The 25,988-nt window shown below is 66.4% G+C and carries 22 protein-coding genes and 2 tRNA genes; 12 read left to right on the forward strand and 12 right to left on the reverse strand.

Going from position 1 to position 25,988, the window contains the following annotated elements; translation table 11 throughout:
• Window positions 1-19: 19 nt before the first annotated feature.
• Window positions 20-1,585, forward strand: a complete 1,566-nt coding sequence (gene xdhA, locus DFR43_RS02770; protein WP_133595830.1) for a xanthine dehydrogenase small subunit — start codon at window positions 20-22, stop codon at window positions 1,583-1,585.
• Window positions 1,582-3,894 carry a xanthine dehydrogenase molybdopterin binding subunit gene (gene xdhB / locus DFR43_RS02775; RefSeq protein WP_133595831.1) on the forward strand — a complete coding sequence of 771 codons (2,313 nt, stop codon included), beginning with the start codon at window positions 1,582-1,584 and terminating at the stop codon, window positions 3,892-3,894. The genes xdhA and xdhB overlap by 4 nt, the downstream gene beginning before the upstream one ends.
• Before the next feature lie 29 nt (window positions 3,895-3,923).
• Here xdhB and acs read toward each other — a convergent pair whose 3' ends face one another.
• A complete protein-coding gene (gene acs / locus DFR43_RS02780; RefSeq protein WP_133595832.1) occupies window positions 3,924-5,918 on the reverse strand; it encodes an acetate--CoA ligase in 1,995 nt (664 codons plus the stop codon).
• A 149-nt stretch (window positions 5,919-6,067) separates the two neighbouring features.
• Between acs and DFR43_RS02785 the strand changes: the two genes are divergently transcribed.
• On the forward strand, window positions 6,068-6,958 hold the full coding sequence (locus DFR43_RS02785; protein WP_133595833.1) for an ion transporter: 891 nt from the start codon (window positions 6,068-6,070) through the stop codon (window positions 6,956-6,958).
• On the forward strand, window positions 6,955-8,505 hold the full coding sequence (locus tag DFR43_RS02790) for a fumarate hydratase (RefSeq protein WP_133595834.1): 1,551 nt from the start codon (window positions 6,955-6,957) through the stop codon (window positions 8,503-8,505). The genes DFR43_RS02785 and DFR43_RS02790 overlap by 4 nt, the downstream gene beginning before the upstream one ends.
• A gap of 98 nt (window positions 8,506-8,603) precedes the next feature.
• On the opposite strand, the gene DFR43_RS02795 is transcribed toward DFR43_RS02790, so the two are convergent.
• From DFR43_RS02795 to dinG, 5 genes are all read right to left on the reverse strand, one after another.
• Complete coding sequence (locus DFR43_RS02795) at window positions 8,604-9,230, reverse strand: DUF6806 family protein (protein WP_133595835.1); 627 nt, start codon at window positions 9,228-9,230, stop codon at window positions 8,604-8,606.
• Between the two features lie 70 nt (window positions 9,231-9,300).
• A tRNA-Leu gene (locus tag DFR43_RS02800) sits at window positions 9,301-9,393 on the reverse strand.
• A gap of 21 nt (window positions 9,394-9,414) precedes the next feature.
• Entirely contained in the window at window positions 9,415-10,017 is a 603-nt protein-coding gene (locus tag DFR43_RS02805) for a hypothetical protein (protein ID WP_133595836.1), read from the reverse strand.
• A gap of 51 nt (window positions 10,018-10,068) precedes the next feature.
• Window positions 10,069-10,866 (reverse strand): hydroxypyruvate isomerase, encoded by a 798-nt coding sequence (hyi, locus tag DFR43_RS02810; protein ID WP_133595837.1) that lies wholly within the window; start codon window positions 10,864-10,866, stop codon window positions 10,069-10,071.
• A gap of 26 nt (window positions 10,867-10,892) precedes the next feature.
• On the reverse strand, window positions 10,893-13,115 hold the full coding sequence (dinG, locus tag DFR43_RS02815; RefSeq protein ID WP_133595838.1) for an ATP-dependent DNA helicase DinG: 2,223 nt from the start codon (window positions 13,113-13,115) through the stop codon (window positions 10,893-10,895).
• Window positions 13,116-13,215: 100 nt separating this feature from the next.
• On the opposite strand from dinG, the gene DFR43_RS02820 reads away from it, so the two are divergent.
• Window positions 13,216-16,209 (forward strand): putative bifunctional diguanylate cyclase/phosphodiesterase, encoded by a 2,994-nt coding sequence (locus DFR43_RS02820; protein WP_133595839.1) that lies wholly within the window; start codon window positions 13,216-13,218, stop codon window positions 16,207-16,209.
• A 46-nt stretch (window positions 16,210-16,255) separates the two neighbouring features.
• Here the strand turns inward: DFR43_RS02820 and DFR43_RS02825 are convergent, their stop codons facing one another.
• Window positions 16,256-16,990 (reverse strand): N-acyl amino acid synthase FeeM domain-containing protein, encoded by a 735-nt coding sequence (locus DFR43_RS02825; RefSeq protein WP_133595840.1) that lies wholly within the window; start codon window positions 16,988-16,990, stop codon window positions 16,256-16,258.
• Between the two features lie 184 nt (window positions 16,991-17,174).
• Between DFR43_RS02825 and DFR43_RS02830 the strand changes: the two genes are divergently transcribed.
• A tRNA-Ser gene (locus DFR43_RS02830) sits at window positions 17,175-17,262 on the forward strand.
• Between the two features lie 60 nt (window positions 17,263-17,322).
• Here DFR43_RS02830 and DFR43_RS02835 read toward each other — a convergent pair.
• The gene (locus DFR43_RS02835; protein WP_133595841.1) at window positions 17,323-17,904 is read right to left on the reverse strand and encodes a superoxide dismutase; all 582 of its coding nucleotides are present in this window, start codon (window positions 17,902-17,904) and stop codon (window positions 17,323-17,325) included.
• Between the two features lie 52 nt (window positions 17,905-17,956).
• Window positions 17,957-19,258, reverse strand: a complete 1,302-nt coding sequence (xseA, locus tag DFR43_RS02840; protein WP_133595874.1) for an exodeoxyribonuclease VII large subunit — start codon at window positions 19,256-19,258, stop codon at window positions 17,957-17,959.
• Window positions 19,259-19,546: 288 nt separating this feature from the next.
• On the opposite strand from xseA, the gene DFR43_RS02845 reads away from it, so the two are divergent.
• The 6 genes from DFR43_RS02845 (at window position 19,547) to adk (ending at window position 23,511) form a co-directional block, all read left to right on the forward strand.
• Window positions 19,547-20,182, forward strand: coding sequence for a MotA/TolQ/ExbB proton channel family protein (locus tag DFR43_RS02845; protein ID WP_133595842.1), 636 nt, complete (start codon window positions 19,547-19,549; stop codon window positions 20,180-20,182).
• A 19-nt stretch (window positions 20,183-20,201) separates the two neighbouring features.
• Complete coding sequence (locus tag DFR43_RS02850) at window positions 20,202-20,621, forward strand: ExbD/TolR family protein (RefSeq protein ID WP_425471068.1); 420 nt, start codon at window positions 20,202-20,204, stop codon at window positions 20,619-20,621.
• Complete coding sequence (gene lpxK / locus DFR43_RS02855; protein WP_133595844.1) at window positions 20,611-21,723, forward strand: tetraacyldisaccharide 4'-kinase; 1,113 nt, start codon at window positions 20,611-20,613, stop codon at window positions 21,721-21,723. Before DFR43_RS02850 ends, lpxK begins: the two co-directional genes overlap by 11 nt.
• On the forward strand, window positions 21,704-21,910 hold the full coding sequence (locus DFR43_RS02860) for a Trm112 family protein (protein WP_133595845.1): 207 nt from the start codon (window positions 21,704-21,706) through the stop codon (window positions 21,908-21,910). The genes lpxK and DFR43_RS02860 overlap by 20 nt, the downstream gene beginning before the upstream one ends.
• Window positions 21,911-21,920: 10 nt before the next feature.
• Window positions 21,921-22,715, forward strand: coding sequence for a 3-deoxy-manno-octulosonate cytidylyltransferase (gene kdsB / locus DFR43_RS02865; RefSeq protein ID WP_133595846.1), 795 nt, complete (start codon window positions 21,921-21,923; stop codon window positions 22,713-22,715).
• Window positions 22,716-22,854: 139 nt separating this feature from the next.
• Window positions 22,855-23,511 carry an adenylate kinase gene (gene adk, locus DFR43_RS02870; RefSeq protein WP_133595847.1) on the forward strand — a complete coding sequence of 219 codons (657 nt, stop codon included), beginning with the start codon at window positions 22,855-22,857 and terminating at the stop codon, window positions 23,509-23,511.
• An 8-nt stretch (window positions 23,512-23,519) separates the two neighbouring features.
• Here adk and DFR43_RS02875 read toward each other — a convergent pair whose 3' ends face one another.
• Genes DFR43_RS02875 through rfbA form a run of 3 tightly spaced genes read right to left on the reverse strand, consistent with a single transcriptional unit; the run spans window position 23,520 to window position 25,932 of the window.
• The gene (locus tag DFR43_RS02875; protein ID WP_133595848.1) at window positions 23,520-24,470 is read right to left on the reverse strand and encodes an asparaginase; all 951 of its coding nucleotides are present in this window, start codon (window positions 24,468-24,470) and stop codon (window positions 23,520-23,522) included.
• Window positions 24,467-25,024, reverse strand: coding sequence for a dTDP-4-dehydrorhamnose 3,5-epimerase (rfbC, locus tag DFR43_RS02880; protein ID WP_133595849.1), 558 nt, complete (start codon window positions 25,022-25,024; stop codon window positions 24,467-24,469). The genes DFR43_RS02875 and rfbC overlap by 4 nt, the downstream gene beginning before the upstream one ends.
• 17 nt (window positions 25,025-25,041) lie before the next feature.
• Window positions 25,042-25,932, reverse strand: coding sequence for a glucose-1-phosphate thymidylyltransferase RfbA (gene rfbA / locus DFR43_RS02885; protein ID WP_133595850.1), 891 nt, complete (start codon window positions 25,930-25,932; stop codon window positions 25,042-25,044).
• Window positions 25,933-25,988 lie beyond the last annotated feature (56 nt).

Consider the following 25,988-nt stretch of genomic DNA (forward strand, 5'->3'; position numbering starts at 1 on the left):
AAACGCTAACCTGTCGCGCATGAAGTCCTCTGTTCCGACCGCTGTGGCCGAAAGCCCGCTTCAATTCGTCAGGCGCGGCACCGTGGTGTCGCTCCCGAATGTATCACCCACGCGCACCCTGTTGCAGGTGTTGCGTGAAGACCTGGGCCTGACCGGCACCAAGGAAGGCTGCAACGAGGGTGACTGCGGCGCCTGCACCGTGGTGATCGGCGAGCCCGAAGGCCGGGGCCTGCGCTACCGCGCGATCAACAGCTGCATCCGACTGGCCCATTCGGTCCACGGCCTGGCCGTCTGGACGGTGGAAGACCTCACGGCCGACCCACTGATCGACCGTCAGGGCGCGGCCCTGCATCCGGCCCAGCAAGCCTTGGTGGACTGCCACGGCTCCCAGTGCGGCTTTTGCACGCCTGGCTTCGTGATGAGCTTGTTTGGCATGTACCAGAACCGGGTGTTGACCGGGCAAGCCATCACCCGGCCCGATGCCCAGGCCGACCTATCGGGCAACCTGTGCCGCTGCACCGGCTACCGCCCCATCCTCGACGCCGCGTGCCGCATGCCCGCGCTGCCTGCCGCCCGGGTGAATGAACGGGCCGTGCGCCGCCTGCTCGACCAGATCCCGGCCACCCGGCCAAGCCCCCATTACATCGCCCCCGAATCGCTGACCGCCCTGCTGCGCGCGCGCCGCGAACACCCGCAAGCCCAGGTCGTGGCCGGATGCACCGATGTGGGCCTGTGGATCAACAAAGGCCACCAGCGCTTCGCCCAGGTGCTGGACGTGACCCGCGCCGCCGAGCTGCGACGCATCGAACGCTATCCCCACCACCTGGCCATCGGCGCCGGGGTGCGCCTGAGCGACGCCTTCGCCGCCCTGGTCAAGGACCGGCCTGCATTGGCGCCTTTTGCCGAGCGCTTCGCCGGCCTGCCGGTGCGCCAATCCGGCACCCTGGCGGGCAACGTGGCCAATGGCTCCCCGATCGGGGACTCCATGCCCCTGCTCATCGCCCTGGGCGCCAGCGTCGTGCTGATGCGCTGGGCAGGCCGCGGCGCGCGTGGGCATATCGAGCACCGCGAGCTGCCCCTGGAGGACTTTTATATCGGCTACCGGAAAAACCGGCTCGCGCCCGACGAAATCGTGGCCTGGGTGAAAGTGCCCAAGGCCCGCCCGGCCTACAGTGTGCAGCGATCCCGCGGCGAATGGGTGCGGGCCTACAAGGTGTCCAAACGTTTCGACGACGACATCTCCGCCGTCTGCCTCGCCGTGAAGGTGTGGATCGAGCGCGGGCGCGTGGTGCAGGCGCGCGTGGGTGCAGGCGGCGTGGCCGCCACGCCCGCCCGGGCCTGGAAAACCGAAGCCGCCCTGGAAGGCCGCCCCTGGAATGCCGAGACGGTGCGTGCCGCCATGCAAGCCCTCAGCGACGAGTTCACGCCCATTTCGGACATGCGCGCCAGTGCCGGCTACCGCCGCGCCGTGCTGGCCAACCTGCTGTGGCGCGGCTGGCTCGAAAGCCAGGCGGCCCCCACCGATGCCCTGCGGCTGGAGGTGGGATCTGCCTGGGGCGCCCTGCGCACGGAGGCCCAATCATGAACGCCACCGTCTGCGGCACCGCCCTGCCCCACGAAAGCGCCGTGGCTCAGGTCACGGGTAACGCCACCTACGTGGACGACCTCCCCACGCTCCAGGGCACGCTGCATGCGGCGCCCATCCTCTCGCCCGTGGCCCACGGCCGCCTGCGCGGGGTGGACGCCAGCGCCGCCCTGGCGCTGCCCGGCGTGCGCGACGTGGTGCTGGCCGCCGACATCCCGGGCGACCCGATATTGGCCGCCTTTGCCCATGACGAGCCCATCTTCGCCAGCGATACCGTGCAGCACGTGGGGCAAGTCATTGGCCTGGTGGTGGCCGACGACGTGATGACCGCCCGCCACGCCGCCCGCCTGGTGCAACCCGACATCGAGCCCCTGCCCGCCGTGCTGTGCCCCCGAGAAGCGCACGCCCGCCAGAGCTATGTGCTGCCGCCCGTCCACGTGCAGCGCGGCGACGCGGCCGGCATGCTGAAACAGGCGCCACACACCCTCAGCGGCTCGTTCGAGGTCGGGGGGCAGGAGCATTTTTACCTGGAGGGCCAGATTGCCTATGCCGTGCCGCAAGAGCAACGTCAGTGGATCATCTACAGCAGCACGCAGCACCCTGGCGAGGTGCAGCACTGGGTGGCCCACGCGCTGGGGCTGAGCAACCACCACGTCCGCGTGGAATGCCGCCGCATGGGAGGCGGCTTTGGCGGCAAGGAAACGCAGGCGGGGCATTTGGCCGTGTGGGCCGCGCTGGCGGCACGCAAAACCGGGCGCCCCGTCAAGCTGCGGCTGGACCGTGACGACGACTTCCTCATCACCGGCAAGCGCCACCCCTTTGCCTACGACTACGCCGTGGGCTTCGACAGCCAGGGGCGGCTGCTGGCGCTGGACCTGACGCTGCTGGTCAACTGCGGGTTTTCTGCCGACCTCTCCGGCCCGGTGGCCGACCGCGCCGTCTTCCACAGCGACAACGCCTACTTCCTGGAGCATGTGGCCATCCACAGCTACCGCTGCAAAACGCATCTGCAAAGCTTCACCGCCTTCCGCGGGTTTGGCGGCCCACAGGGCGTCATCGCGATCGAAACCATCCTCGGCGACGTGGCCCGTCACCTCGGCCTGGACCCGCTGACGGTGCGGCTGCGCAACCTCTACAGCAGCGCCCCCGCCACCCTGGGGCTGACACCCACCGGCCGGCGCGACACCACGCATTACCAAATGCCGGTGGAAGACAACATCCTGGAGCCGCTCATCCAGCGGCTTGCCGAAACCAGCCGCTACCCGCAGCGCCGGCAAGAAATTGCTGCCTGGAACGTGGACAGCCCCGTCATCAAGCGCGGGCTGGCGCTGACGCCGGTGAAATTCGGCATCAGCTTCACGGCCACCCTGTTCAACCAGGCAGGCGCCTTGGTGCATGTGTACACCGACGGCAGCGTGATGGTGAACCACGGCGGCACCGAGATGGGCCAGGGTCTGCACACCAAGGTGGCGCAAGTGGTGGCCGACGAATTGGGCGTGCCCTTCGAGCGGGTGATGGTCACGGCCAGCGACACCGCCCGCGTGCCCAACGCCAGCGCCACCGCCGCCTCCAGCGGCACCGACCTCAACGGCCGCGCGGCGCAATTCGCGGCCCGCAACGTGCGCCAGAACCTGGCTGCCTTCGTCTGCGGGCTGGACGGCTGCGGCGCTGGGGAAGTCCTCTTCCGGGGAGGGCAGGTCATCACCCCCAAAGCCACCCGCCCCTTCACCGAGGTGGTGGGCATGGCCTATGCCAACCGCATCCAGCTCTGGAGCGACGGCTTCTACCGCACGCCCAAAATCCACTACGACAAAACCACTCTCACCGGCCGGCCCTTCTACTATTTCGCCTATGGGGCCGCGTGCACCGAGGTCGCCATCGACACCCTCACCGGCGAAACCCGGGTGCTGGCGGTGGACATCCTGCACGACGTCGGGCACAGCATCAACCCGGCCATCGACATCGGGCAAATCGAAGGCGGCTTCGTGCAAGGGATGGGCTGGCTGACCACCGAGGAACTGGTGTGGAACGCCAACGGCCGACTCGCCACCCACGCGCCGAGCACCTACAAAATCCCCGCCACCGGCGATGTGCCCGCGCGCCTGAAGGTGGACCTGTGGCCCGAGCCCAACCGCGAAGACAACGTATTCGGCAGCAAGGCCGTGGGCGAGCCACCCTTCATGCTGGCCATCAGCGTGTGGGAAGCCATTCGAGACGCAGTGGCGCAGGCACGCGGCGACGGCAAGCCCGTGCGCCTGGACGCGCCCGCCACCCCAGAGCGGGTGTTGCGGGCCTTGGCCGGGATCTGAGGGCGGGCCTGCAGGCCCGCTTGGTCCCATCAGTTGGACTTGGCCAACTGCTCCAGGATGTGCGGGTTCTCCAGCGTGGAGGTGTCCTGGGTCACGGCCTCGCCCTTGGCCAGCGAGCGCAGCAAACGGCGCATGATCTTGCCGGAGCGCGTCTTGGGCAGGTTCTCGCCGAAGCGGATTTCCTTGGGCTTGGCGATGGGACCGATCTCCTTGGCCACCCAGTTGCGCAACTCGTTGGCAATGGCCTTGGCCTCATCGCCGGTCGGGATCGGACGCTTGAGCACCACGAACGCCACGATAGCCTCGCCGGTGACGTCGTCCGGGCGTCCCACCACGGCGGCCTCGGCCACCAGGTCGGTCTTGCCCACCAGGGCCGATTCGATTTCCATCGTCCCCATGCGGTGGCCCGACACGTTGAGCACGTCGTCGATGCGGCCGGTGATGCGGAAGTAGCCACGGTCTTCGGAGCGCACCGCGCCGTCGCCGGCCAGGTAGTAGCCTTTGAGCTCCTCGGGGAAGTAGCTTTTCTTGAAGCGCTCCGGGTCGCCCCAGATGGTGCGGATCATGGACGGCCAGGGCTTCTTGACCACCAGGATGCCGCCCTGGCCATTGGGCATGTCGTTGCCCTGCTCGTCCACGATGGCGGTGAAAATCCCGGGCAGCGGCAGGGTGCACGAGCCCGGCACCAGCGGGGTGGCGCCCGGCAGCGGCGTGATCATGTGGCCGCCGGTCTCGGTCTGCCAGAAAGTGTCCACGATCGGGCAGCGCTCACCACCGATGTGCTTGTAGTACCACATCCACGCCTCGGGGTTGATGGGCTCGCCCACCGAACCCAGGATGCGCAGGGTCGAGAGGTTCCAGTTCTTCGGGTGCACCTTCTCATCGGTATCGGCGGCCTTGATCAGCGAGCGGATCGCCGTGGGCGCGGTGTAGAAGATGGTGCATTTGTGCTTTTCGATCATCTGCCAGAAGCGGCCGGCGTTCGGGTAGGTGGGCACGCCTTCGAACACGATCTGGGTGGCGCCAGCGGCCAGGGGGCCATAGGCCACGTAGCTGTGGCCGGTGATCCAGCCGATGTCGGCGGTGCACCAGAACACGTCGTCGTCCTTCAGGTCGAAGGTCCACAACATGGTCTGCTGGGCCCACAGCAGGTAGCCGCCGGTGGCGTGCTGCACGCCCTTGGGCTTGCCGGTGGAGCCGGAGGTGTAGAGGATGAACAGCGGGTGCTCGGCGCCCACCACTTCCACCGGGCATTCGGTCGGCTGGGCCGCCATCTCTTCGTGCATGAAGGTATCGCGGCCGGCCTCCATGTGGACGGCGGTGGGCGTGCGCTGGAAGACGATCACGCTCTTGACCGTCTCGCAGCCGCCCATGCCCAGGGCCTCATCGACGATGGCTTTGAGCGGCAGTTCCTTGCCGCCGCGCATCTGGTAGTTGGCGGTGACCACGGCCACGGCGCCGGCGTCCTGGATGCGGTCTTTGAGGGCGCCGGCGGAAAACCCGCCAAACACCACGCTGTGCGTGGCCCCGATGCGGGCGCACGCCTGCATGGCCACCACGCCTTCGATCGTCATGGGCATGTAGATGACGACCCGGTCGCCTTTCTTGACGCCCTTGGCCTTGAGCACGTTGGCGAACTGGCACACTTTGGCCAGCAGTTCTTTGTAGGTCACGCGGGTCACGGTGCCGTCATCGGCTTCGAAGATGATGGCCGTCTTGTGCTCGCGCGGCGTGCCGATGTGGCGATCCAGACAGTTGTAAGAGGCGTTGAGCTCGCCGTCGGCAAACCAGCGATAGAACGGCTTGTTCGACTCGTCCAACACCTGGGTGAAGGGCTTGTGCCAGTGCAGCAATTCGCGGGCACGGCGGGCCCAGAAGCCTTCGAAATCCTGCTCGGCTTCGGCGCACAGGGCGCGGTAGGCGTCCATGCCAGCGATGCGGGCGGCCTGCACGGTGGCAGCGCTGGGCTCGAACACGCGATTCTCCACCAGGGTGGACTGGATGGCGGTCGAAGTGTCGGACATGAAAAGCTCTCCTCTGGGTCTGTGAACAAGAACAACGAGCGACTGTGCGCAATGTCTCTGACGAGGCTCTTACACCCGGGCGTCACCCCGGCGGCCTACAATAGCGGGTTGACTTTTCCCCTCCAACCCCTCGGCCTGAGCCCACGACCATGCTGACGGAGTCCTCCGGCACGCCAAGCGCGCTGCGCAACAAGATCGACCGTTTTCTGAACCTCGGCTGGGTTCAGCACACCATTCTCGCACTGATCATCATCAACGCCGTGCTGCTCGGCCTGGAGACCTCGGCCAGCGTGATGGCCCGCGTCGGCGCCTGGCTGTCGCTGGTGGACAAGCTGATCCTGTCGGTGTTCGTGGCCGAGATCGCGGCCCGGTTGTATGTGCACCGCCTGCGTTTCTTCCGCGACCCCTGGAGCGTGTTCGACTTTGCCGTGGTGGCCATCGCCCTGGTGCCGGCCAGCGGGCCGTTTGCCGTGCTGCGCGCCTTGCGGGTGCTTCGGGTGCTTCGGGTGCTGACGATCGTCCCCTCCATGCGCCGGGTGGTCGGGGCGCTGCTGTCGGCCATCCCGGGGCTGTCGTCCATCGCGCTGGTGCTGCTGCTGGTGTTCTACGTGTTCGGCGTCATCGCCACGCACCTGTTCGGCCAGCAGTTCCCCGACTGGTTTGGCCACCTGGGCCGCTCGCTGTACACGCTGTTCCAGGTCATGACGCTGGAGAGCTGGTCCATGGGCATCTCGCGCCCGGTGATGGAAGAAGTGCCCTACGCCTGGGCGTTCTTCATCACCTTCATCCTGTTTGCCACCTTCACCATGCTCAACCTGTTCATCGCCATCATCGTCAACGCGATGCAGACCTTCCAGGAGGGCGAGCACCAAGACACCATACAGACCGTGGAGCAGGTGGGACAATCCATCGAACACGAACTGCACGCCGAAGTCCAGTCGCTGCGACAGGAAATCGGCGCCCTCAAGGCGCTGCTGAGTGAGCGCCTGCCCCCGGCCAGCCGGCCCCTTTCCCACCCGTCCGAAGGAAGCCCCTCATGACCGCCATCAAGCAGGAAGACCTGATCCAGTCCATCGCCGACGCGTTCCAGTACATCAGCTTTTATCACCCGCTGGACTACATCCAGGCGCTGGGCCAAGCCTATGAGCGCGAGCAAAGCCCGGCCGCCAAGGACGCCATCGCCCAGATCCTGACCAACAGCCGCCTGAGCGCCGAGGGCCACCGCCCGATCTGCCAGGACACCGGCATCGCGGTCGTGTTCCTGAAGGTCGGCATGAACGTGACCTGGCCCGACGCCACCATGAGCGTGCAGGACATGATCAACGAAGGCGTGCGCCGCGCCTACCTCAACCCCGACAACCCGCTGCGCGCCTCGGTGCTGGCGGACCCGGCCGGCGCGCGCAAGAACACCAAGGACAACACCCCCGCCGTGGTGCACTACGAGATCGTGCCCGGCGACCAGGTGGAAGTGATCTGCGCGGCCAAGGGCGGCGGCTCGGAGAACAAGACCAAGATGGTCATGCTCAACCCGTCGGACTCCATCGTGGACTGGGTGCTCAAGACCGTGCCCACCATGGGGGCGGGCTGGTGCCCGCCCGGCATCCTCGGCATCGGCATCGGCGGCACGCCGGAGAAGGCCATGCTGCTGGCCAAGGAATCGCTGATGGCGCCGGTGGACATCCACGAACTGATCGACAAAAAGCGGTCTGGCGCCGCGCTCACCCGCGTGGAGGAATTGCGGCTGGAGCTGTACGAGAAGGTCAACGCGCTGGGCATCGGCGCGCAAGGGCTGGGGGGCCTGACGACCGTGGTGGACGTCAAGATCCTGGACTACCCCACCCACGCGGCCAGCCTGCCGGTGGCGATGATCCCCAACTGCGCGGCCACGCGCCATGTGCACTTCCACCTGGACGGCAGCGGCCCGGCCAAGCTGGAAGCGCCGAAGCTGGAAGACTGGCCGGCCGTGACCTGGACGCCCGACACGAAGAGCGCCACCCGCGTCAACCTGGACACCCTCACCAAAGAGGAAGTCGCGTCCTGGAAGGCGGGGCAAAAGCTGCTGCTCAACGGCAAGATGCTCACCGGCCGCGACGCCGCGCACAAGCGCATCGCCGACATGCTGGCCAAGGGCGAGAAGCTGCCGGTGGACTTCACCAACCGCGTGATCTACTACGTGGGCCCGGTGGACCCGGTGCGCGACGAGGTGGTCGGCCCGGCCGGCCCCACCACCGCCACCCGCATGGACAAGTTCACCCGCATGATGCTGGAGCAGACCGGGCTGATTTCCATGATCGGCAAGAGCGAGCGCGGCCCGGTGGCCATCGAGGCCATCCGCGACAACCGCAGCGCCTACCTGATGGCCGTGGGTGGCGCGGCCTATCTGGTGGCCAAGGCCATCAAGGCGGCCCGCGTGGTGGGCTTCGAGGACCTGGGCATGGAGGCCATCTACGAGTTCGAGGTGCAGGACATGCCCGTGACCGTGGCCGTGGACGCCACCGGCAACAGCGTGCACCAGAGCGGCCCGGCCGAGTGGAGCCAGCGCATCGCCAGCGGCGAGTTCAAGGGCATCGCCGTGACGGCCCAGTAAGGCCCTGTCGGTGGGGGCGCTGCGCGCGCCCTGAAATGCCCGCCCCTGAATGCAAGAAACCCCGGCCAGCCCGGGGTTTTGCGCGATGAAGGCACCGATCAGTGCAGATGCCGCGGCTTGCGGGGCCCGCCGTGCCCGCCTGCGGGGCCTGACCCACGCGGCGGCTTGCCGAGCTGCATGGAGCTCACCAAGGCATCGAAGCGGTTGGTGAACAGCCGGTCGATGGCTGCGACCACCTCGCCAAGCTCAGACGCATCGAAATGCCGCTCCATCAGGTGCACCACATCCTGCACCAGCATGTCGCGCTGCACCTGCATGATGGCCGCTGGCGTGGGGCCAACGAAGCACATCACGAAGTCATCGCGGGCCTCCTGATCGGGGCCGGCTTCTTCCTCGTCAAATTCCAGATCGTAGAACGACACCTCGATCGGCGCGCCAGCGGCGGCAATGTCATTGAGGCCCATGCAGGCTTCGTCGATGGCGTGGCGGAAGTCTTCGTCGCCTTCCAGCGTCCAGCACATCTGCAGCAGACGCTCTTTCGGGTCGAAGCGGATGCCGGGCTCGTCTTCGTAGTGGCTGGGGGCGGCGTCAATCAGGGAACGGGCGCCCACGTACTTCCACAGCGGCTTGAGCGCTTCCTGAATGTGGGGGTAGTCCACGTCGTCGCGCAGGCGAATGTCGCCGTGGACATGGATCTCAAAAGGCGGGGAATGATGGCTGCTCATGATGTTGCTCGCAAATGGGCGCCCGAAGGCGCGTGTCCTGCCCTTCTCGACAGGTTGCGATTGTAAGTCCTGGTGCCCCGAGCCGGAATCGAACCGGCACGCCGCCTTTGCAGCAAGCGGCGGATTTTAAGTCCGCTGTGTCTACCAGTTTCACCATCGGGGCCTGGCCACAGAAGGGCCGATTCTACTTGCCCCCCGTCAGGGTCAGGTAGCTGCGCCGCGTGGTTTCGGACACGGCATCGATGACCTGCTCGTAAGCCGTGCGGTGCCGCGCCAGCAGCCGCGCCGACGCCACCGTGCGGGATTTGCAAAACCAGTGGCAGGTGTGCTGCATCAGCATCATTTCGGCCAGAAACCGGTGCGCCCGCGCCTTGGGGCTGAGGCCATCGGCGTTGTCGGCGGCGCCCCTCAGCCCCTGGGCATGGATGTCGAGCGCGGCACGCAGATCGAAGGTGGACTGCGGCCACCATTTGTCCACGCCCGGCAACGCCCAGCGGCACACCCGCGTTTGTTCGGCGGGCAGGCGGCGCATGTCGGCGCTGAAGCGTTCGAACTGTTCCACCAGCTGCCGCTCGGCAGGCTGCAGCGCGGCCCACATGGATGTCTGGCGCTCAGGGTTGGGCTCGCCCAGCGCCCTGAGGTAGCCCTGGGTGATCTGCTCCATGTAGCGCTCGATCTGGTAGGGGCGCAAATGGCTGGCCAGCAGGACGATGCGCCGACGTTCGTGCCGGAATTTGAGCGTGAACCAGCCGAGGCCGACGAGAAAGGCAAGAAGAAAAGTATCCATGGCGAAAAGCGCTGAGTGTAGCGGCAGGCCCGACGGCCCAGGGCGGCGACCTCAAAGCCGCACGCCGTGCGCCGCCAGCCACCCCAGGCCCGCCTCCGTGCCCATGGGCCCCTCGTCGGCTGGGCGATACTCGCAGCCGATCCAGCCATCGTAGCCCAAGCGATCCAGCCATTCGAACAGGAAGCGGTAAGCGATCTCCCCTGTCCCCGGCTCGTGGCGGCCCGGATTGTCGGCCAGCTGGATGTGGCCGATGCGCGGCAGCAGCCGTTGGAGTGTCGCGGCCAGTTCGCCTTCCATGCGCTGGGCGTGGTAGATGTCGTACTGCAACCGCACGTTGTCGGCCCCCACGTCGTCCATCAGCCGGCTGGCCTGTTCGCTGCGGTGGATCAGGAAGCCGGGGATGTCGTGGGTGTTGATGGGCTCGATCAGCAGCATCAGCCCCGCCTGGGCCAGACGCGCGGCGGCATGGCGCAGGTTGTCCACCAGGGTCTGCCAGGCCACGGCCTGGGACACCCCAGCAGGGCACACCCCGGCCAAGGCATTGAGGCGCGGCACGCCCAACGCCTGGGCGTAAGCCAGGGCGCGTTCCACCCCTGCGCGAAACTCCTGCACGCGGCCGGGGTGGCAGGCGATGCCTCGCTCGCCAGCGGCCCAGTCACCGGCCGGCAGGTTGTGCAAAACCGCTTGCAAGCCGTTGGCCTGCAGGCGCTGCTGCAATGCTTCGACCGGCCAATCGTAGGGGAACTGGAATTCCACAGCCCGAAACCCCGCCCGCGCGGCGGCCTCGAAGCGGTCGAGGAAAGGGCGATCGGCAAACAGCAGGGAGAGGTTGGCGGCGAATCGGGGCATGGCGTGGGGGTTGTGGAGCAAGCGCATCAAGCGCATTCGGCAGCGGCGCTGACGTGCACCCGCTCGAAAGGGGGCAGGCCCGCCAGGAGCCGCTGGCCGTAACTGGTTTGGGTGAGGCGACGGTCGTAGCAGACCACATGCGCCTCGTCCTCTTCGGTGCGGATGGCGCGCCCCACCCACTGGGCCAGGCGGATGGCCGTGGCCGGCACCACCAACTCCATGAAGGGGTCGCGCCCGGCTTCGCGCAGCCACTCGGCCCGCGCTTCGCCCACGGGGTCGTCGGGCGGCATGAAAGGCAGCTTGGTGATGAACAAGTCTTCGCACAAGCGGCCCGGCAGGTCCAGGCCCTCGCCGAAAGATTGCATCCCAAAGATGATGGAGGGCTGGCCAGCGGCGACGCGCTGCGCATGCTGCTGCAACAGGCGCTGGCGCGGCCACTCGTTTTGCACCAGCACCCGGGCGCGCAAGTCCTCGGGCAGCGCTTCGGTGGCCTGCCGCATCTGCTCGCGGGAGGTGAACAGCACCAGCGCCCCGTGTCGCACGCCGCGCAAATCGCGCATCAGGGCCTGCACCATCTCCTGGGTGAAGGCAGCGGCTTGTTTCGGGTCGGCCCGGGTGGCGGCCAGCACCAGCCGCCCCTGGCGGCGGAAATCGAAGGGGCTGGGCACCTCCAGCGTGGTTACATCCGGGTCATCGGCCAGACCGATTTCGCGCAGCAGAAAATCGAAGCGGCCGCAGCTCGTGAGCGTGGCCGAGGTGAGCACCGCCGCCCGCACGCTGCTCCAGAGATGATGCCGAAGCGTGCCGCCCGGCAGCGTGGGGCTGGCATGGGCATGCAGCACCCCGTGTTCGCCAGCGCCACGCCAGGTGAACCACTTGGCCACCGGCGCGCCGCCTTCCTCGGGCGAATGCAACAGCCAGCGGGTGGTGGCATGAACCGCCTCCAGCCGGGGGGCGAGCGAACCCAGTTGGGCATACTGGGTCGCCAGCCGGCGGGCATCCTGGGGTTGATCGCGCATTTCCGCCCGCAACGCTTTGCTGATGGCCCGCAGGGCGTCCACATACACTTGCGTGCTGTGCGCGAGTTGGGCCAGCACGGGCCCCATGGATTCGGGCAGACGGCCCCCGCTGACGCGCGCGCGGCTGGCCTCCTCGCCTGGGCGTGCGGCCCATCCGCCCTGCCGCAGAGGCTGGCGCAGCGCCTCCCCATACTGGTGCATCACCAGTCGGGCCAGGTCTTGCATCGCCTGGCGGAGCAATGCCGCATGCTTGGGGATGTCGGCCACCTCCTCCACCCCCAATTGGCCGCCGACCTTCAAGGCGCGGCTGGTAAGCCGGTCCAGCCAGCCCAGCCGGCTCAAATCCATGTGGCTGGCAAACTGTTCCAACGCCGTCGCCGGCAAGTGATGGGCCTCGTCGATCACCAGCAGGCAGTTGTCCAATTCAGGCAGGGTTCTCGATCCCAGGGTGCTGAGCAGCAGATCGTGATTGACCACGATCACTTGCGCGCCCACCAGCGCCTTGCGTTGCTGAAAATAGCTGCACTCGCCATAAGCCGGGCAGTGGCGGGCAGAGCAGGAGCTCACATCGGCGGCCACGCGCTGCCACAGCTCGGGCTCGGGCGGCACGGGCAGAGTATCGCGGTCGCCATCCCAGCGGCCACTGGCCAAATCGGCCCCCATCGCGGCATAGACGGCCTGCTGCTGCCCACGCGCCTGCGGCCCGCGCGGACCATCCGCCAAGCCGGCAAAGAGGTCGTCTTCGGCGTGAAGGTCGTCCTCGGCATCGTGCTCGGGATCGACAGGGTGCAGCAGGCGCTCCAGCTTGAGCTTGCACACATACCGTCCCCGCCCTTTGGCCAGTGCGAACCGGAATGGCTGCGGCATGAGCGCGGCGAGCGCGGGCAAATCTTTATGGACGAGTTGCTCCTGCAACGCCACGGTGGCCGTGGAAATCACCACACGGGTGTTGCGCGCCAGGGCGATGGCAATGGCCGGCACCCCGTAAGCCAGCGATTTGCCCACCCCCGTGCCGGCTTGTACCACGGCAATGGCGCGCTCGGGCGTGGGCGCGCCCGCCCCTTCCTCCTGCAACTCGGCAGGGGCCGAGCCCAGGTCGGCAGCGGCCAGCGTGCAGGCCACCTGCTCGGCCATGAGGCGCTGGCCCTCGCGCGGGCGCAATCCCACCCCGGTAGCCACCACCTGGTCGAACACGGCCAAGGCCTGCCGGGCCCAATCTGTCTTGTTCATGGCACGCAAGTGTGGCACAAACGATACAACGCCTTCTCAGACGACGCATAATTGCTGGCATTCGCACAGGGAGCGGTCAATATCGAGGGCAAACACCCACATGATCCCAAGCTCCACCCCTACGCCACCGGTCTGGGTGCGCGCCAACAGCGGCCTGGATCGGCTGTTACAGGGGCTTTCCGTTTTCTGGATACCGATTCTCGTCGGCCTGCTTTCCTTGCTGGCGCTGCTGGCATGGACGAATCAGTACGCCGCCGGCCCGGGCACGCCGGTGTTCTTCAAAGTGGCCGAAGACACCCGCAACGAATGGACCGCGCAGCAAGCGTTGGACCGGCTGCTTCAACCGGGTACGACCGCTGTCGCCGGGCATGAAACGCGTCTTTCCGAAGCGCCCATATGGCTGCTGTTCGATGTGCCCTCGCCGCCCATCGGCCAACCCGGGGTGTGGATCGAGTTTCCCTCCCGGCATGCCCAGCGGATGAGTTGCTGGAATGCCTCCAGCCTGCTGACCCTTGGTGCATCCACCCGCTCCGGCACCCACGGCAGCATGCGCCCTGCCCGCGCCGGCTTTGCGTTGGACCCTGCCGGGGCAACCCGGGTGCTGTGTCGTGCCGAATTCATCGGCCCAGCCCGGGTGACCATTCAATCCTGGGATGAGGCCACCCTGGCCACCAAAGAGCGCGAGTTCCATCGCCATTCCGGCCTCCTCGACGGCGGCATCCTCACCCTGGCCCTGTTCACACTCATCGCCGGGCTCATCAACCGCAATCGCGCCTACCTCTTGTTTGCGGCCTGGCTGGTCATCAACCTGCGCATGGCAGCCCTGTCCATGGGCTGGGACCACCAGTGGCTGGGCTATGCCATTCCCGAAGCCTACCTGCCACGCATGCGACTCGTCACGGTGGCGCTGTATTACGTGGTCACCTTCACGCTGTTCACCAGCCTGTTCCAGCAAGAGCTGCGCGAAGTGGGTCATCGCTGGATGATCACGGCGGCCAAGTGGTCCTGCCCACCGCTGTTGCTGCTGTCTTTCGTGCTGCCGTTCCCGCAGTTTCTGCCCATTATTTGGACGGCCACTGGCCTGGGCGCTGGCGCGCTGATTTTTTTGCTGGTGCGCATTCTCGTCGTGTGCCAGTCGCGTGTGGCGGGTTGGTACGCGGCCTCCATTGGTGTGGCGCTGTTTGCCAGCCTGTACGAAGTGGCCGCCGCTGCCTTGGGCCTGCAGGGACTCATCGGTGCCTTCAACAGCGTCACCGCTGCACTGGCCTCCAGCCTGCTGGCCTCTATGGCCATTGCGGAACAGATGCGCCAAGCCCATCAGCAACGGCTCGCCGCTCAGGCAGAACTCCAGCACACCTACGAGGTGATTCCCATCGGCTTGTTCACGCTGGACCTGCAAGGCCGCTTCACCAGCGCCAACCCTGCCATGCTGGCCATGCTGAAAACCGACGAGACCACCCTCAGCAGGCAAACCTGGCAGGAAAGGTTCAGCCCGCAAGACTGGCAGGTTCTGATGGAGCGCACCCGGCGCGACGGCACCGCCGAACTGGAGGTGGTGACGCCGCAGGCCGAAACAGCCACACACAGCGAGCGGCGGTTCCTCGTCAAGGCGGCGTTGGCCAGCGACAAAATCGAAGGCACGCTGCAAGACATCACCGAAAAGGCCGAAGCCACCGAGCACTTGCGTTTCCTCGCTCACCACGACACCCTCACCAAAGTGCTGAACCGTCGTGGCATCGAGCGCATCCTGGACATCGGGCTGGCCCAGCTCGGTCGCGGCAAGCCTTTGTCGGTGGCCTATCTGGACCTGGACCGCTTCAAACTGATCAATGACCTCTATGGCCACGCTGCCGGCGACGCGGTGCTGCAGACCGTCTGCCAACGTGCCCAGGCACCGCTCGGCCCCCAAATGTACCTGGGTCGCGTGGGTGGCGACGAATTCCTCGTGGTGATGATGCAAACTGCACTGCCACAGGCCCAGGCGGTGTGCCATGAAATCCTCTCCAACCTCGCGGCCAGCGCCTGTCAGGTCGGCGACCGGGCGTTCCAGGTACGTGGCTCCATCGGTCTGATCGAAGTGGCACCCGGCACGCCGGCCAAAGACGTCGTCTCCACCGCCGACCATGCCTGTCGCCTGGCCAAAAAAGGCCAGGGCAACGGCCTGGTGGTGTTCGAGCAAGGCTCCAAGGTCTTCACCGACCACGAGGCCGAGCTCCATCTCATCGAGCGGCTGGCTACCCATCAGTCCATCGAAGGGTTGTATCTGGAAATGCAGCCGATCATGTCGCTGCGCTCGCCCTACGGCTCGCTCAACTTCGAGGTGCTGCTGCGCATGCAGGACGAAAACGGACAGCGCGTGCCCACCGAACGCCTCATCCATGCGGCAGAAAATGCCGGCCGCATGGGCGTGATCGACCGCTGGGTGCTCTCCACGACACTGGAATGGCTCAGCCGGCATCAGGCCCAATTGAGCCATAACCAGTTCGTCTGCATGAACCTCAGCGGGGCCTCACTCAACGACGAGCGCTTCATCGACGACGTCTTCGTCATGCTGGAGCGCCACCGGGACGTGGCGCCCCGCATCTGCCTGGAAATCACCGAAAGCGTGGCCCTGCACGACACCGACAACACCCGCCGCTTCATCGACCGGGTGCGTGACGTCGGTGCCAAGGTGGCGCTCGATGACTTCGGCGCCGGCTACACCTCGTTCTCCTACCTGAAAGACCTGCCGGCCGATCTGCTCAAGATCGACGGCAGCTTCATCGTCAACATGAACCGCCACCCCGCCAACGTGGCGATTGTGGAAGCGATCGTCAGCCTGGCGCAAAACCTGGGCATGAAGACGATTGCGGAATGGGCCGAGGATTACGAAACCGTGGAAACCTTGGCCGAAATCGGCGTGGACTACGTCCAGGGCTTCATCGTGGCGCGACCGCAAAAACCCGAGGTGCTGCTGACCACCCAGTCCGGGGCCGACTTCATCGACAACGAGGCACTGAAAAAATACCTCAGCACACTGTCACCGAGCGAACTGGATCATGTCGATCTGGTGCTCGGCGAGGATCTGCCCCTGCCTTCCATCGACCAGCCCTGATGACACCCTCAGGGGCCCACCGCACCGGCCCCGCTAGATCCACCCATCACCTGGCTTGGCCCAAGCGCAGGTCGGGGTGCTCCGTGTGGCACATGAAGTCCAGCAAGGGGTGGCGGGCGTCTTCCCACAACTCGCGCACGCGCCTGACATCGAGGTACAGCACCCGATGCGGCAAATTGAAAGCGTAGCTCAACGGCACGCCACCCATACCGGGAAACACATCCTGGAACAGCAGCCGCACGTATTGCCGGTCCACCGGGCTGCGCGCGGCAATCACCATGAAGTCCACCCCCCGCTGCAGACACAGCAGGTAAAACGCCTTGAACAGCGCCGTTTTCACCAGCCGCCCAGAAACCGCATTCGTCACCCCCAACCGCGTGGCCTCGGCCAAACGACGGCCCTGCATCCAGAAAGGCAATTCGACGGCACTTTCGAGCATCAGCGCCGCCGCCTCATTGGTCTGGATGCGCATGGTGCCCAGGGGCGAACCGTCCAGCTTGGACTCGGCCAGCAGCAGATACGTGCCCGCGGCTGTATCGGATGCCTCGGGCCGGCGAAATGCCGCGCACATCGGCTCGGGCAAATGCCGCGCATACGCGGAATGTCGAATCTCGATCACCTTGGCCAAATCGGCCTGACCCTGCGCAATACGCACTGAAAACGGCCAGCGCTCAATCTGCCTGCCGCCTTCTTCACGGGGTGAAACGCCCGCCTGCGGCCAAGCCGCCTCACCACCAGCACCCATACGCTGCGCCCACCCAGCCATTCCTTCTGTCTGCATGGCCACTCTCCTCCGGCACCACGTGCCTTGTTGAACATGGACTGCGTTCCACTGTACGCAGCTCCAGCGCGGGCATGAGTCGGAAAACGGCTGTTTCTGGTGTCAGTTTTTTTCTGACACAGCCACCCCTGAGACGAGTGCCGGGGCCGTCACGCCGGGCGTGACTTACAATCGGGGGCATTGCGGAGGTGTGGCAGAGTGGTCGATTGCACCGGTCTTGAAAACCGGCAACGGGCAACCGTTCGTGAGTTCGAATCTCACCGCCTCCGCCAAGCCCTACCAACAAAAACGGCCCCGAGGGGCCGTTTTTCATTCGGCAGGCAGGGCCGTGCTCAGGCGAAATTGGCTTCGGCGAAGGACCAGTTCACCAGCTTGTCCAGGAAGGTCTCGACGAACTTCTGGCGCAGGTTGCGGTAGTCGATGTAATAGGCATGCTCCCACACGTCCACCGTCAGCAGCGCCTTGTCGGCGGTGGTCAGCGGCGTGCCGGCTGCGCCGGTATTGACGATGTCCACCGAACCGTCGGGCTTTTTGACCAGCCAGGTCCAGCCGGAGCCGAAGTTGCCGACCGCGCTCTTGACGAAGGCTTCGCGGAAGGCGGCGTAGCTGCCCCATTTGGCGTTGATGGCGGCCGCCAGCGCGCCCGAGGGCTCGCCGCCGCCGTTGGGTTTCATGCAGTTCCAGAAGAAGGTGTGGTTCCAGATCTGAGCGGCGTTGTTGTAGATGCCGCCGCTGGACTTCTTGACGATGGACTCCAGGTCCATGTTCTCGAACTCGGTGCCTTTTTGCAGGTTGTTGAGGTTGACCACGTAAGCGTTGTGGTGCTTGCCATGGTGGAATTCGAGCGTCTCCTTGGAGTAGTGGGGCTCCAGGGCGTCGATGGCATATGGCAGGGCGGGCAAGGTGTGTTCCATGTGCAGCTTCCTCGATGATGTTGTTGAAGGACTGCTCATTGTAGGGAAGCGTTCAGCTCCCTGACGCTTTTACGGTCATCTCTGCGGCCCCATCGGCCAGTTGGGCGGTGAGATCCTGCCCCGGCCGCAGCGCGGCCACCGACGTGATGGCGTGGCCGTGGGCGTCGGTGAGCAGGGCGTAGCCACGCTGGAGGACGAGCCGCGGATCGAGCAGTTGGAGCTGCGCCTGCGCGCGCTCCAGCCGCCAGCGCCGGCGCTGCAGGTCTCGCGCGATGGCGGCCGTCCAGTCCTGAGGCCAGCGCTCCAGGCGGGCCGCGTCACGCTCCAGCCGACGGCGCGCCGCCTGCTGCAGCCGCAGACCCATGCTCAGCAATCGCTCGCGCTCTGCGCCCACGCGGCTGGACGGGCGCCCCAGACGCTGGGCCAACCGGTCGGTGCGCTGGGCCTGCGCATCGAGCCAGCGACGCACCGCTTGGCGCAGCCGCTCCTCCTGCCGCTGCGCCGCGGCCAGCAGGGTATCACGGGCCGGGGCGCAGAGTTCGGCGGCGGCGGTGGGCGTGGGGGCACGCACATCGGCCACGAAGTCGGCCAGCGTGAAATCGGTTTCATGCCCCACGCCGCTGATCACGGGCATGGGCGCCTGGGCCAGCTTGCGCACCAATGCGGGATCGTTGAACGCCCACAGGTCTTCCAGCGAGCCGCCTCCGCGCACCAGCAGCAATACCTCACACTCCCCCGTGGCGCGGAAATGGGCATAGGCCCGATCGAGCGCGGCGCACAGGGCGGCCGGGGCGGCCTCGCCCTGCACGGGCGACGGGAACACCCGCACCGGCAGATGCGGTACACGCCGCTGCAGGGTGGCCGCCACATCGCGCAAAGCCGCTGCATCCAGCGAAGTCACCACCCCGATGCTGTGCGGCAAGGGAGGCAGGGCGCGCTTGCGGGCAGGGTCGAACAGCCCTTCGGCCTGCAAGGCCGCCTTGAGCCGGAGGAACTGCTCGTACAAATTGCCCCGCCCCGCCAGGCGGGCCGACTCGACGATGAGTTGCAAGTCGCCCCGGGGGCCATACACGTCCAGCCGCCCCTCGACCTCCACGAGCTGGCCGTCGCGCCAGTCCAGCAGGCTGGCAGCAGCGGCTCGGCGGAACATGGCGCAGCGCAACTGGCCCTGTTCGTCCTTCAAGGCGAAATAACAATGGCCACTGGCGGCACGCGAGAACCCTGATACCTCCCCCTGTACACGAACCGGGTGAAATCGGGCTTGCAACGCATCGGCCACCGCACGCAGCAAAGCTCCCACGCTCCAGATGGGGCGTGCGCCCTCGGCGGCGTCGGGTTGATCGGCAGGCGTCAGCACCGCATCTCTCCCTCGGAGAGCTGTCCACACCTTGACGAAAACCGACTGGACACCCCCTCCCAGCCAGGGATCTTCCGAAGCAACCAGCAAGCCATTGATTTTTCGATCATTTTTTCTATCACTGTGGTCAGGAAGGTGCGCCGCAGAGGCGCATACCTCAGATATCCCTCGAAAATCGACGGATTACACACAAAGTTATCCACAGAAGCCGCCCTCCCCGGCCTGTGCGGCTGCGCCATAATCAGTCTTGTACAACACACCGCGTCGTGAGCGAGGAGTCCTGCATTGCTGTCGATCATACAAGCCGCCGGCTGGCCCATCTGGCCGCTGATTGCCTGCTCGGTCATCGGACTGGCGCTGATCATCGAACGGTTCTTGAGCCTGAAAACGGACAGGGTGGCCCCCCCCCAACTGGTGGAGGAGGCCATCATGGCTTCGCGCCACGGCGTGCCGCCACCGCAAGTGGTACAGCAACTCGCCGAAAACTCCGTGTTGGGAGAATTGCTGGCCTCGGGTTTTCGGCATTTGCAAAACCATCCCGATGCCACGGAAGACGAGCTTCGCTCGGGGCTGGAGTCGGCTGGGCGGCTGGCCGCGGCCAAGCTGCAAAAATACCTCGGCGCCATCGCCACCATCGCCTCGGCGGCCCCGCTCATCGGCCTGCTGGGCACCGTCATCGGCATGATCGAGATCTTCGGCTCCCAGGCCGGTCCGGGCGGACTCACCCCCGGCGGCGGCAATCCGGAGCAGCTGGCTCACGGCATCTCGATCGCGCTGTACAACACCGCTTTCGGCCTCATGGTGGCCATTCCGGCGCTGATCTTCTGGCGCTATTTCCGCGCGCGGGTCGATGCCTACCTGCTGCAAATGGAGGTGGGCGCGGAGCGCTTTGCTCACCACCTGCTCACACTGCGTCGCTGAACGCCCCCACATCATGGCCATCCAGTTTCGCAGCGGCAGCCGGGAAGAGCCCGAGATCAACCTCATCCCGTTCATCGACATCCTGCTGGTGGTGCTCATCTTCCTGATGCTGACCACCACCTACAGCAAATACACCGAACTGCAAGTCAACCTGCCGGTGGCCGACGCCGAGCAGCCACGCGAATATCCGCGCGAAATCATCGTCTCCGTCGGGCAGGATGGACGTTATGCCGTGGGGGGGCAGGTTCTTGAAAGCGCCAGCGTGGAAGCGTTGGTGCGCGCCTTGCAGCAAGCGGCCGACGGCAGCCGGGAGCCGGTCGTCATCATCAGCGCCGATGCCGCCGCCACCCACCAGGCGGTGGTCAATGTGATGGATGCAGCCCGGCGCACGGGACTGAATCAGATCACCTTTGCCACCCAGCAAGCGCGTGGCCGCTGACCCCCCCCGCCCCACACCGGCCCAGCCGCGCTGGGCACAGACGCTCACCCAGGCATGGCTGCGACGCGGCGGGCTGGCCCGCGCCCTGCTGCCGCTGGCCTGGGTGTATGGCAGGCTGTGGGCGCTGCGGGCCTGGCTTTATCGACGCGGCTGGCTGCGCTCGACCCGGCTGCCACTGCCCGTGGTGGTGATTGGCAACGTGGTGGTGGGCGGCGCCGGCAAGACGCCCACCGTCATCGCGCTGGCGCGGCACTGGCAGGCACAGGGCTGGAAGCCGGGTGTCATCTCTCGCGGGCACGGTGGCCGGCACGCCGCGCCCACCCCAGTCCGCCCGGACAGCGACCCCGCCGAAGTGGGTGACGAGCCTGCGCTCATCGCCCGCGCCACAGGCGTGCCGGTCATGGTGGGGCGCCACCGGGTGGCCGCCGCCCGTGCGCTCATGGCCGCGCACCCCGAGGTCAACCTCATCCTCAGCGACGACGGCATGCAACACTGGGCGCTGCAGCGCGACGCCACCGTCGTCGTGTTCGATGCCCGGGGCGTGGGCAACGGCTGGCTGCTGCCGGCGGGCTTGTTGCGCGAGCCCTGGCCTGCCGCCATCTGGGGCAATGGCCCGCTGTTCGTGCTGCACACCCAGCCCGCCAGCATCCCGCCCCACCCCGCTGCGGCGCAGCCCTTTCGGGCACACCGTCGCCTGGCCGCGCAGGCCGTCAATGCCCAAGGTGCCACCAGCCCCCTGACGGCGCTGCGCGAGCGCCCTCGGCTCGCGGCCCTGGCGGGCATCGCGCAACCGGAAGCGTTTTTCCAGATGTTGCGGGCATGCGGCCTGCCGCTGCGTCACACCCTGGCCTTGCCCGACCATGCCGACACCCCCACCCTGCTCGCTGCCCTGGCCAGCGCCGGCCCGGATCTGACCTGGCTGTGCACCGAAAAAGACGCCATCAAACTCTTTGCCGCCTTGCGCCAGTCTGGCCACAGCGCGACCGACGTCTGGGCCGTGGGATTGGAACAACACTTGGAGCCCGCCCTGCTCGACGCGCTCGACCGCACCCTGGCGGCGTGCAAAGGGCTATCATCCCCGCATGGACACCAAACTCCTTGAACTGCTCGTCTGCCCGGTGACCAAAGGGCCGCTGGTCTACCAGCGCGAGACGCAGGAACTCATCTCCCGCAGCGCCCGCCTGGCCTATCCCATCCGCGACGGCATCCCCATCATGCTGGAAAACGAGGCCCGCGAAATCAGCGAAGAAGAAGCGGCACGCCCCCCCACGCCACGCCCTTCTGTCTGAACCCGCGCCCATGCATACCCCAGCCTTTCACGTGCTCATCCCGGCACGCCTGGCCTCCACGCGCCTGCCCAACAAGCCGCTGGCCGATATCGCCGGCACCCCCATGATCGTCCACGTGGCGCGGCGCGCGCTCGCCAGCCACGCGCAGAGCGTGACCGTGGCCACCGACGACCACGCCATCCTCCATGCCTGCCGCAGCGCGGGTGTGGCCGCGGTGCTGACCCGACGCGATCACCCCAGCGGCAGCGACCGGCTGGCCGAAGCCTGCGAGCACCTGGGCTTGCCCGACGAGGCCATCGTGGTCAATGTGCAGGGAGACGAGCCCCTCATGCCCCCCCGCCTCATCGAAGCCGTGGCCCGCCAACTTCACGAGCGGCCCGACTGCGTCATGAGCACGGCCGCCCATCCCCTGCAGGATGCCGCCGAGTACGCCAACCCCAACGTCGTCAAAGTGGTGCTCGACCGGCGGCAGACCGCGCTGTATTTCAGCCGCGCCCCCATCCCGCTGTGGCGCGATGCGCCGGCGCAGCCCGCCTTGCCCGCCCAGCCGGCCGCGCTGCGCCACATCGGCATCTATGGCTACCGGGTGGGCTTTCTGCGGCGCTTCCCGGGTCTTGAGCCTGCGCCACTGGAGCAATGCGAGTCGCTGGAACAACTGCGCGTGCTGTGGCACGGCGAACGCATTGCCGTCCATCTGGCCACCGAAGCCCCCGGCCCCGGCGTGGACACGCCCCAGGACCTGGAGCGCGTGCGCGCCCTGATCGACGGCGGCATGCCCCTGCCCCCGACATACCCTGCCGCGTAAAGCGCGGTGGAGCGCCGCTGTAAGCGTGTGTCGGGGAAGCGCGTGCTATCCTCCGGCCGTTTGCCCCTGCAACAGGGGCGGCGCCTTGGAGACGGGCGCCGATACCCGTTTTGGAAACTCTGAAGCAAAAAGGAAAGTCATGAGACTGATTCTGTTGGGCGCGCCCGGCGCCGGCAAAGGCACGCAGGCCACCTTCATCTGCCAGAAATACGGCATTCCCCAGATCTCCACCGGTGACATGCTGCGCGCCGCCGTCAAGGCAGGCACCCCCCTGGGCCTCGAAGCCAAAAAGGTCATGGACGCGGGGGGGCTGGTCTCCGACGAACTCATCATCAACCTCGTCAAAGACCGCATCGCCCAGCCCGACTGCGCCAACGGCTTCCTGTTCGACGGCTTCCCGCGTACCATCCCCCAGGCCGACGCCATGAAAGCCGCCGGCGTCAAGCTCGACTACGTGCTGGAAATCGACGTGCCGTTCGAAGCCATCATCGAACGCATGAGCGGCCGCCGTTCCCACCCCGCATCGGGCCGCACCTACCACGTCAAGTTCAACCCGCCCAAGGTCGAAGGCAAAGACGACGTGACCGGCGAACCCCTGGTACAGCGTGACGACGACAAGGAAGAAACCGTGCGCAAGCGGCTGGAAGTCTACAGCGCCCAGACCCGCCCGCTGGTCGATTACTACCGCCAATGGGCCGAGGCCGATCCCGCCGCCGCTCCCCGCTACCGCAGCATCAGCGGCATGGGCAGCGTGGAGGAAATCACCGCTCGGGCGCTGGCGGCATTGGAGAGCTGAAGGCCCGCTCAGACGAGCCGCAGCATCAGTTCCAGCCGCGCCTTCGCTGGCGGCAAAGGCGTGGCGGGAATGGGGCAATCGGCGCCCTCGATCACCCGTCCAGCGGCGCAGCGCGTGCTGCGCCACACCATTACCCCGGCACGCTGCGCCTGCACCAACGCTGCCAGCAACGCCTGGTGCAGCGTGCCATTACCCGTGCCAGCCACCACCAACCCACGCAGCGGGGCTTCGCCCCCTCCCGTCTGGGCGTGCGCCAGCAACGCGCGCACCATGGCACCCGTTTGCCCGCCGTGGCTGGTGATCCACTCCACGCGGGGCCACTGCGGAGTCGCCAGCAAGCGGTCCAGCAGATGGGCGTCGAAGTCAGACGCCGTGTCGGGCCAGGGGCGCCAGCAGGTCAATCGCCCTTCCTCCAATGCGGCCACCGGCCCCGCATCGCCGGAGTCGTACACATCCAACCGATGGTTGTGGGCCTTGCGCACATCCAGCGCCGAATGCACCCGCCCGGCGCACACGGCCACCACGCCACGCGCTTCGGCCGTCGCGGCCAAGCGCAAGCCGCCTGCCAGATTTTGCGGGCCATCGCGCAGCGTGGACGTGGCCGGCCGCATGGCGCTGACCATCACCACCGGCTTGGCCGGATTGAGCACGCGCTGCAGCAGGTAGGCCGTTTCCTCCAGCGTATCGGTGCCATGGGTCACCACCACGCCATGCACCTCCGGCTGCTGCAGATGGCGGTGCACCGCCGCCAGCAAGCGGCGCCACACGGCATCATCCATGTCCTTGCTGTCGATCTGGGCCACCTGCTCGGCCTCCACGGCAAAGCCGTCTGGCGCGGCCACCTCGCCCAAAAGTGCCGTCACAGGCACTTCACCGGCTTTGTAGCCAATGTTGTCCATCGCGCTGGCGGCCCGACCGGCAATCGTGCCGCCGGTGCCCAAGACGATGATTTTTTTCATGCAAACACCTCTGCCTCATTGAATGAGGCGCCTTTCGCGTCTTTGGCCGCCAGCATAGGCATCTGCCCGCCCAAAGGCCAATCGATGGCCAGCGTCGGATCGTCCCAGCGCAGGCTGCGCTCGTGCTCAGGGTACCAGTAGTCGGTGGTTTTGTACAAAAACTCGGCGCTTTCGCTCAGCACCAAAAAACCGTGGGCGAAGCCCGGGGGAATCCACAGTTGGCGCTTGTCGTCGGCGCTCAACGTCAGGCCCACCCAACGCCCAAACGTGGGCGAAGACCGCCGCAGGTCCACGGCCACGTCGAATACCTCGCCGCGCACCACGCGAACCAGCTTGCCCTGAGGATGTTGGATTTGGTAATGCAAGCCGCGCAACACGCCACGGGCCGATTGGCTGTGGTTGTCTTGGACGAACTGCATGCCTTGCACACCGGTGGCCCGCTCGAATTCGCGTTGATTGAAGCTCTCAAAGAAAAAACCCCGCGCATCGCCAAACACTTGGGGCTGCAGGATCAAGACGTCAGGGATATCGGTGGAGATGGCGGTATAGGGCATGGCGCAGACTCAGCGCGTCATTTCAGCAAGTTCAACAAGTATTGCCCGTAGCCGTTCTTGGCCAGCGGCTGCGCGAGTTGCTGCAACTGGGCGCTGTCGATCCAGCCGTTGCGCCAGGCGATTTCTTCCGGGCAGGCCACTTTGAGGCCCTGGCGACGCTCCAGCGTGGCAATGAACTGGCTGGCGTCCAGCAGGCTGTCGTGGGTGCCGGTATCGAGCCAGGCATAGCCGCGCCCCATGGTCTGCACAGTGAGTTGGCCTCGTTCCAGGTAGGTCTGGTTGACGGTGGTGATTTCCAATTCGCCCCGGGCGCTGGGCCGCACGGTCTTGGCGATGTCCACCACCTGCCCGTCGTAGAAATACAGCCCGGTGACGGCGTAATGGCTCTTGGGCACGGCCGGCTTTTCTTCGATGCTGATGGCGCGCCCTGCGGCATCGAATGCCACCACGCCATAGCGCTGCGGGTCTGTGACGTGATAGGCGAACACGGTGGCCCCGCTGGTCTGGGCATTGGCCAAGCGCAGCAGGGGCTGAAAGTCGTGGCCATAGAAAATGTTGTCGCCCAGCACCAGGGCGCTGGGCGCGCCGGCCAGGAAATCTTCGCCAATCAGAAAAGCCTGCGCCAATCCATCTGGCGAAGGCTGCACGGCGTAGTGCAGGCTCATGCCCCACTGGGCGCCATCGCCCAGCAACTGCGCAAAGCGGGGCGTGTCTTGCGGGGTGCTGATGACCAGCACCTCACGAATGCCCGCCAGCATGAGCGTGCTCAGCGGGTAATAGACCATGGGCTTGTCGTAAACTGGCAAGAGCTGCTTGCTCACGGCCAGCGTGGCCGGATGCAGCCTGGTGCCGGAGCCTCCGGCGAGGATGATGCCTTTGCGGATGTTCTCGCTATCTTTCAAACTCATAAGCTTTTTTGACTTTCCACTAAAGCACCCTGTGATCAGCTCATTCTAAACCACCT

It is taken from the genome of Tepidicella xavieri (assembly GCF_004363315.1).
Lineage (GTDB): Bacteria > Pseudomonadota > Gammaproteobacteria > Burkholderiales > Burkholderiaceae_C > Tepidicella > Tepidicella xavieri.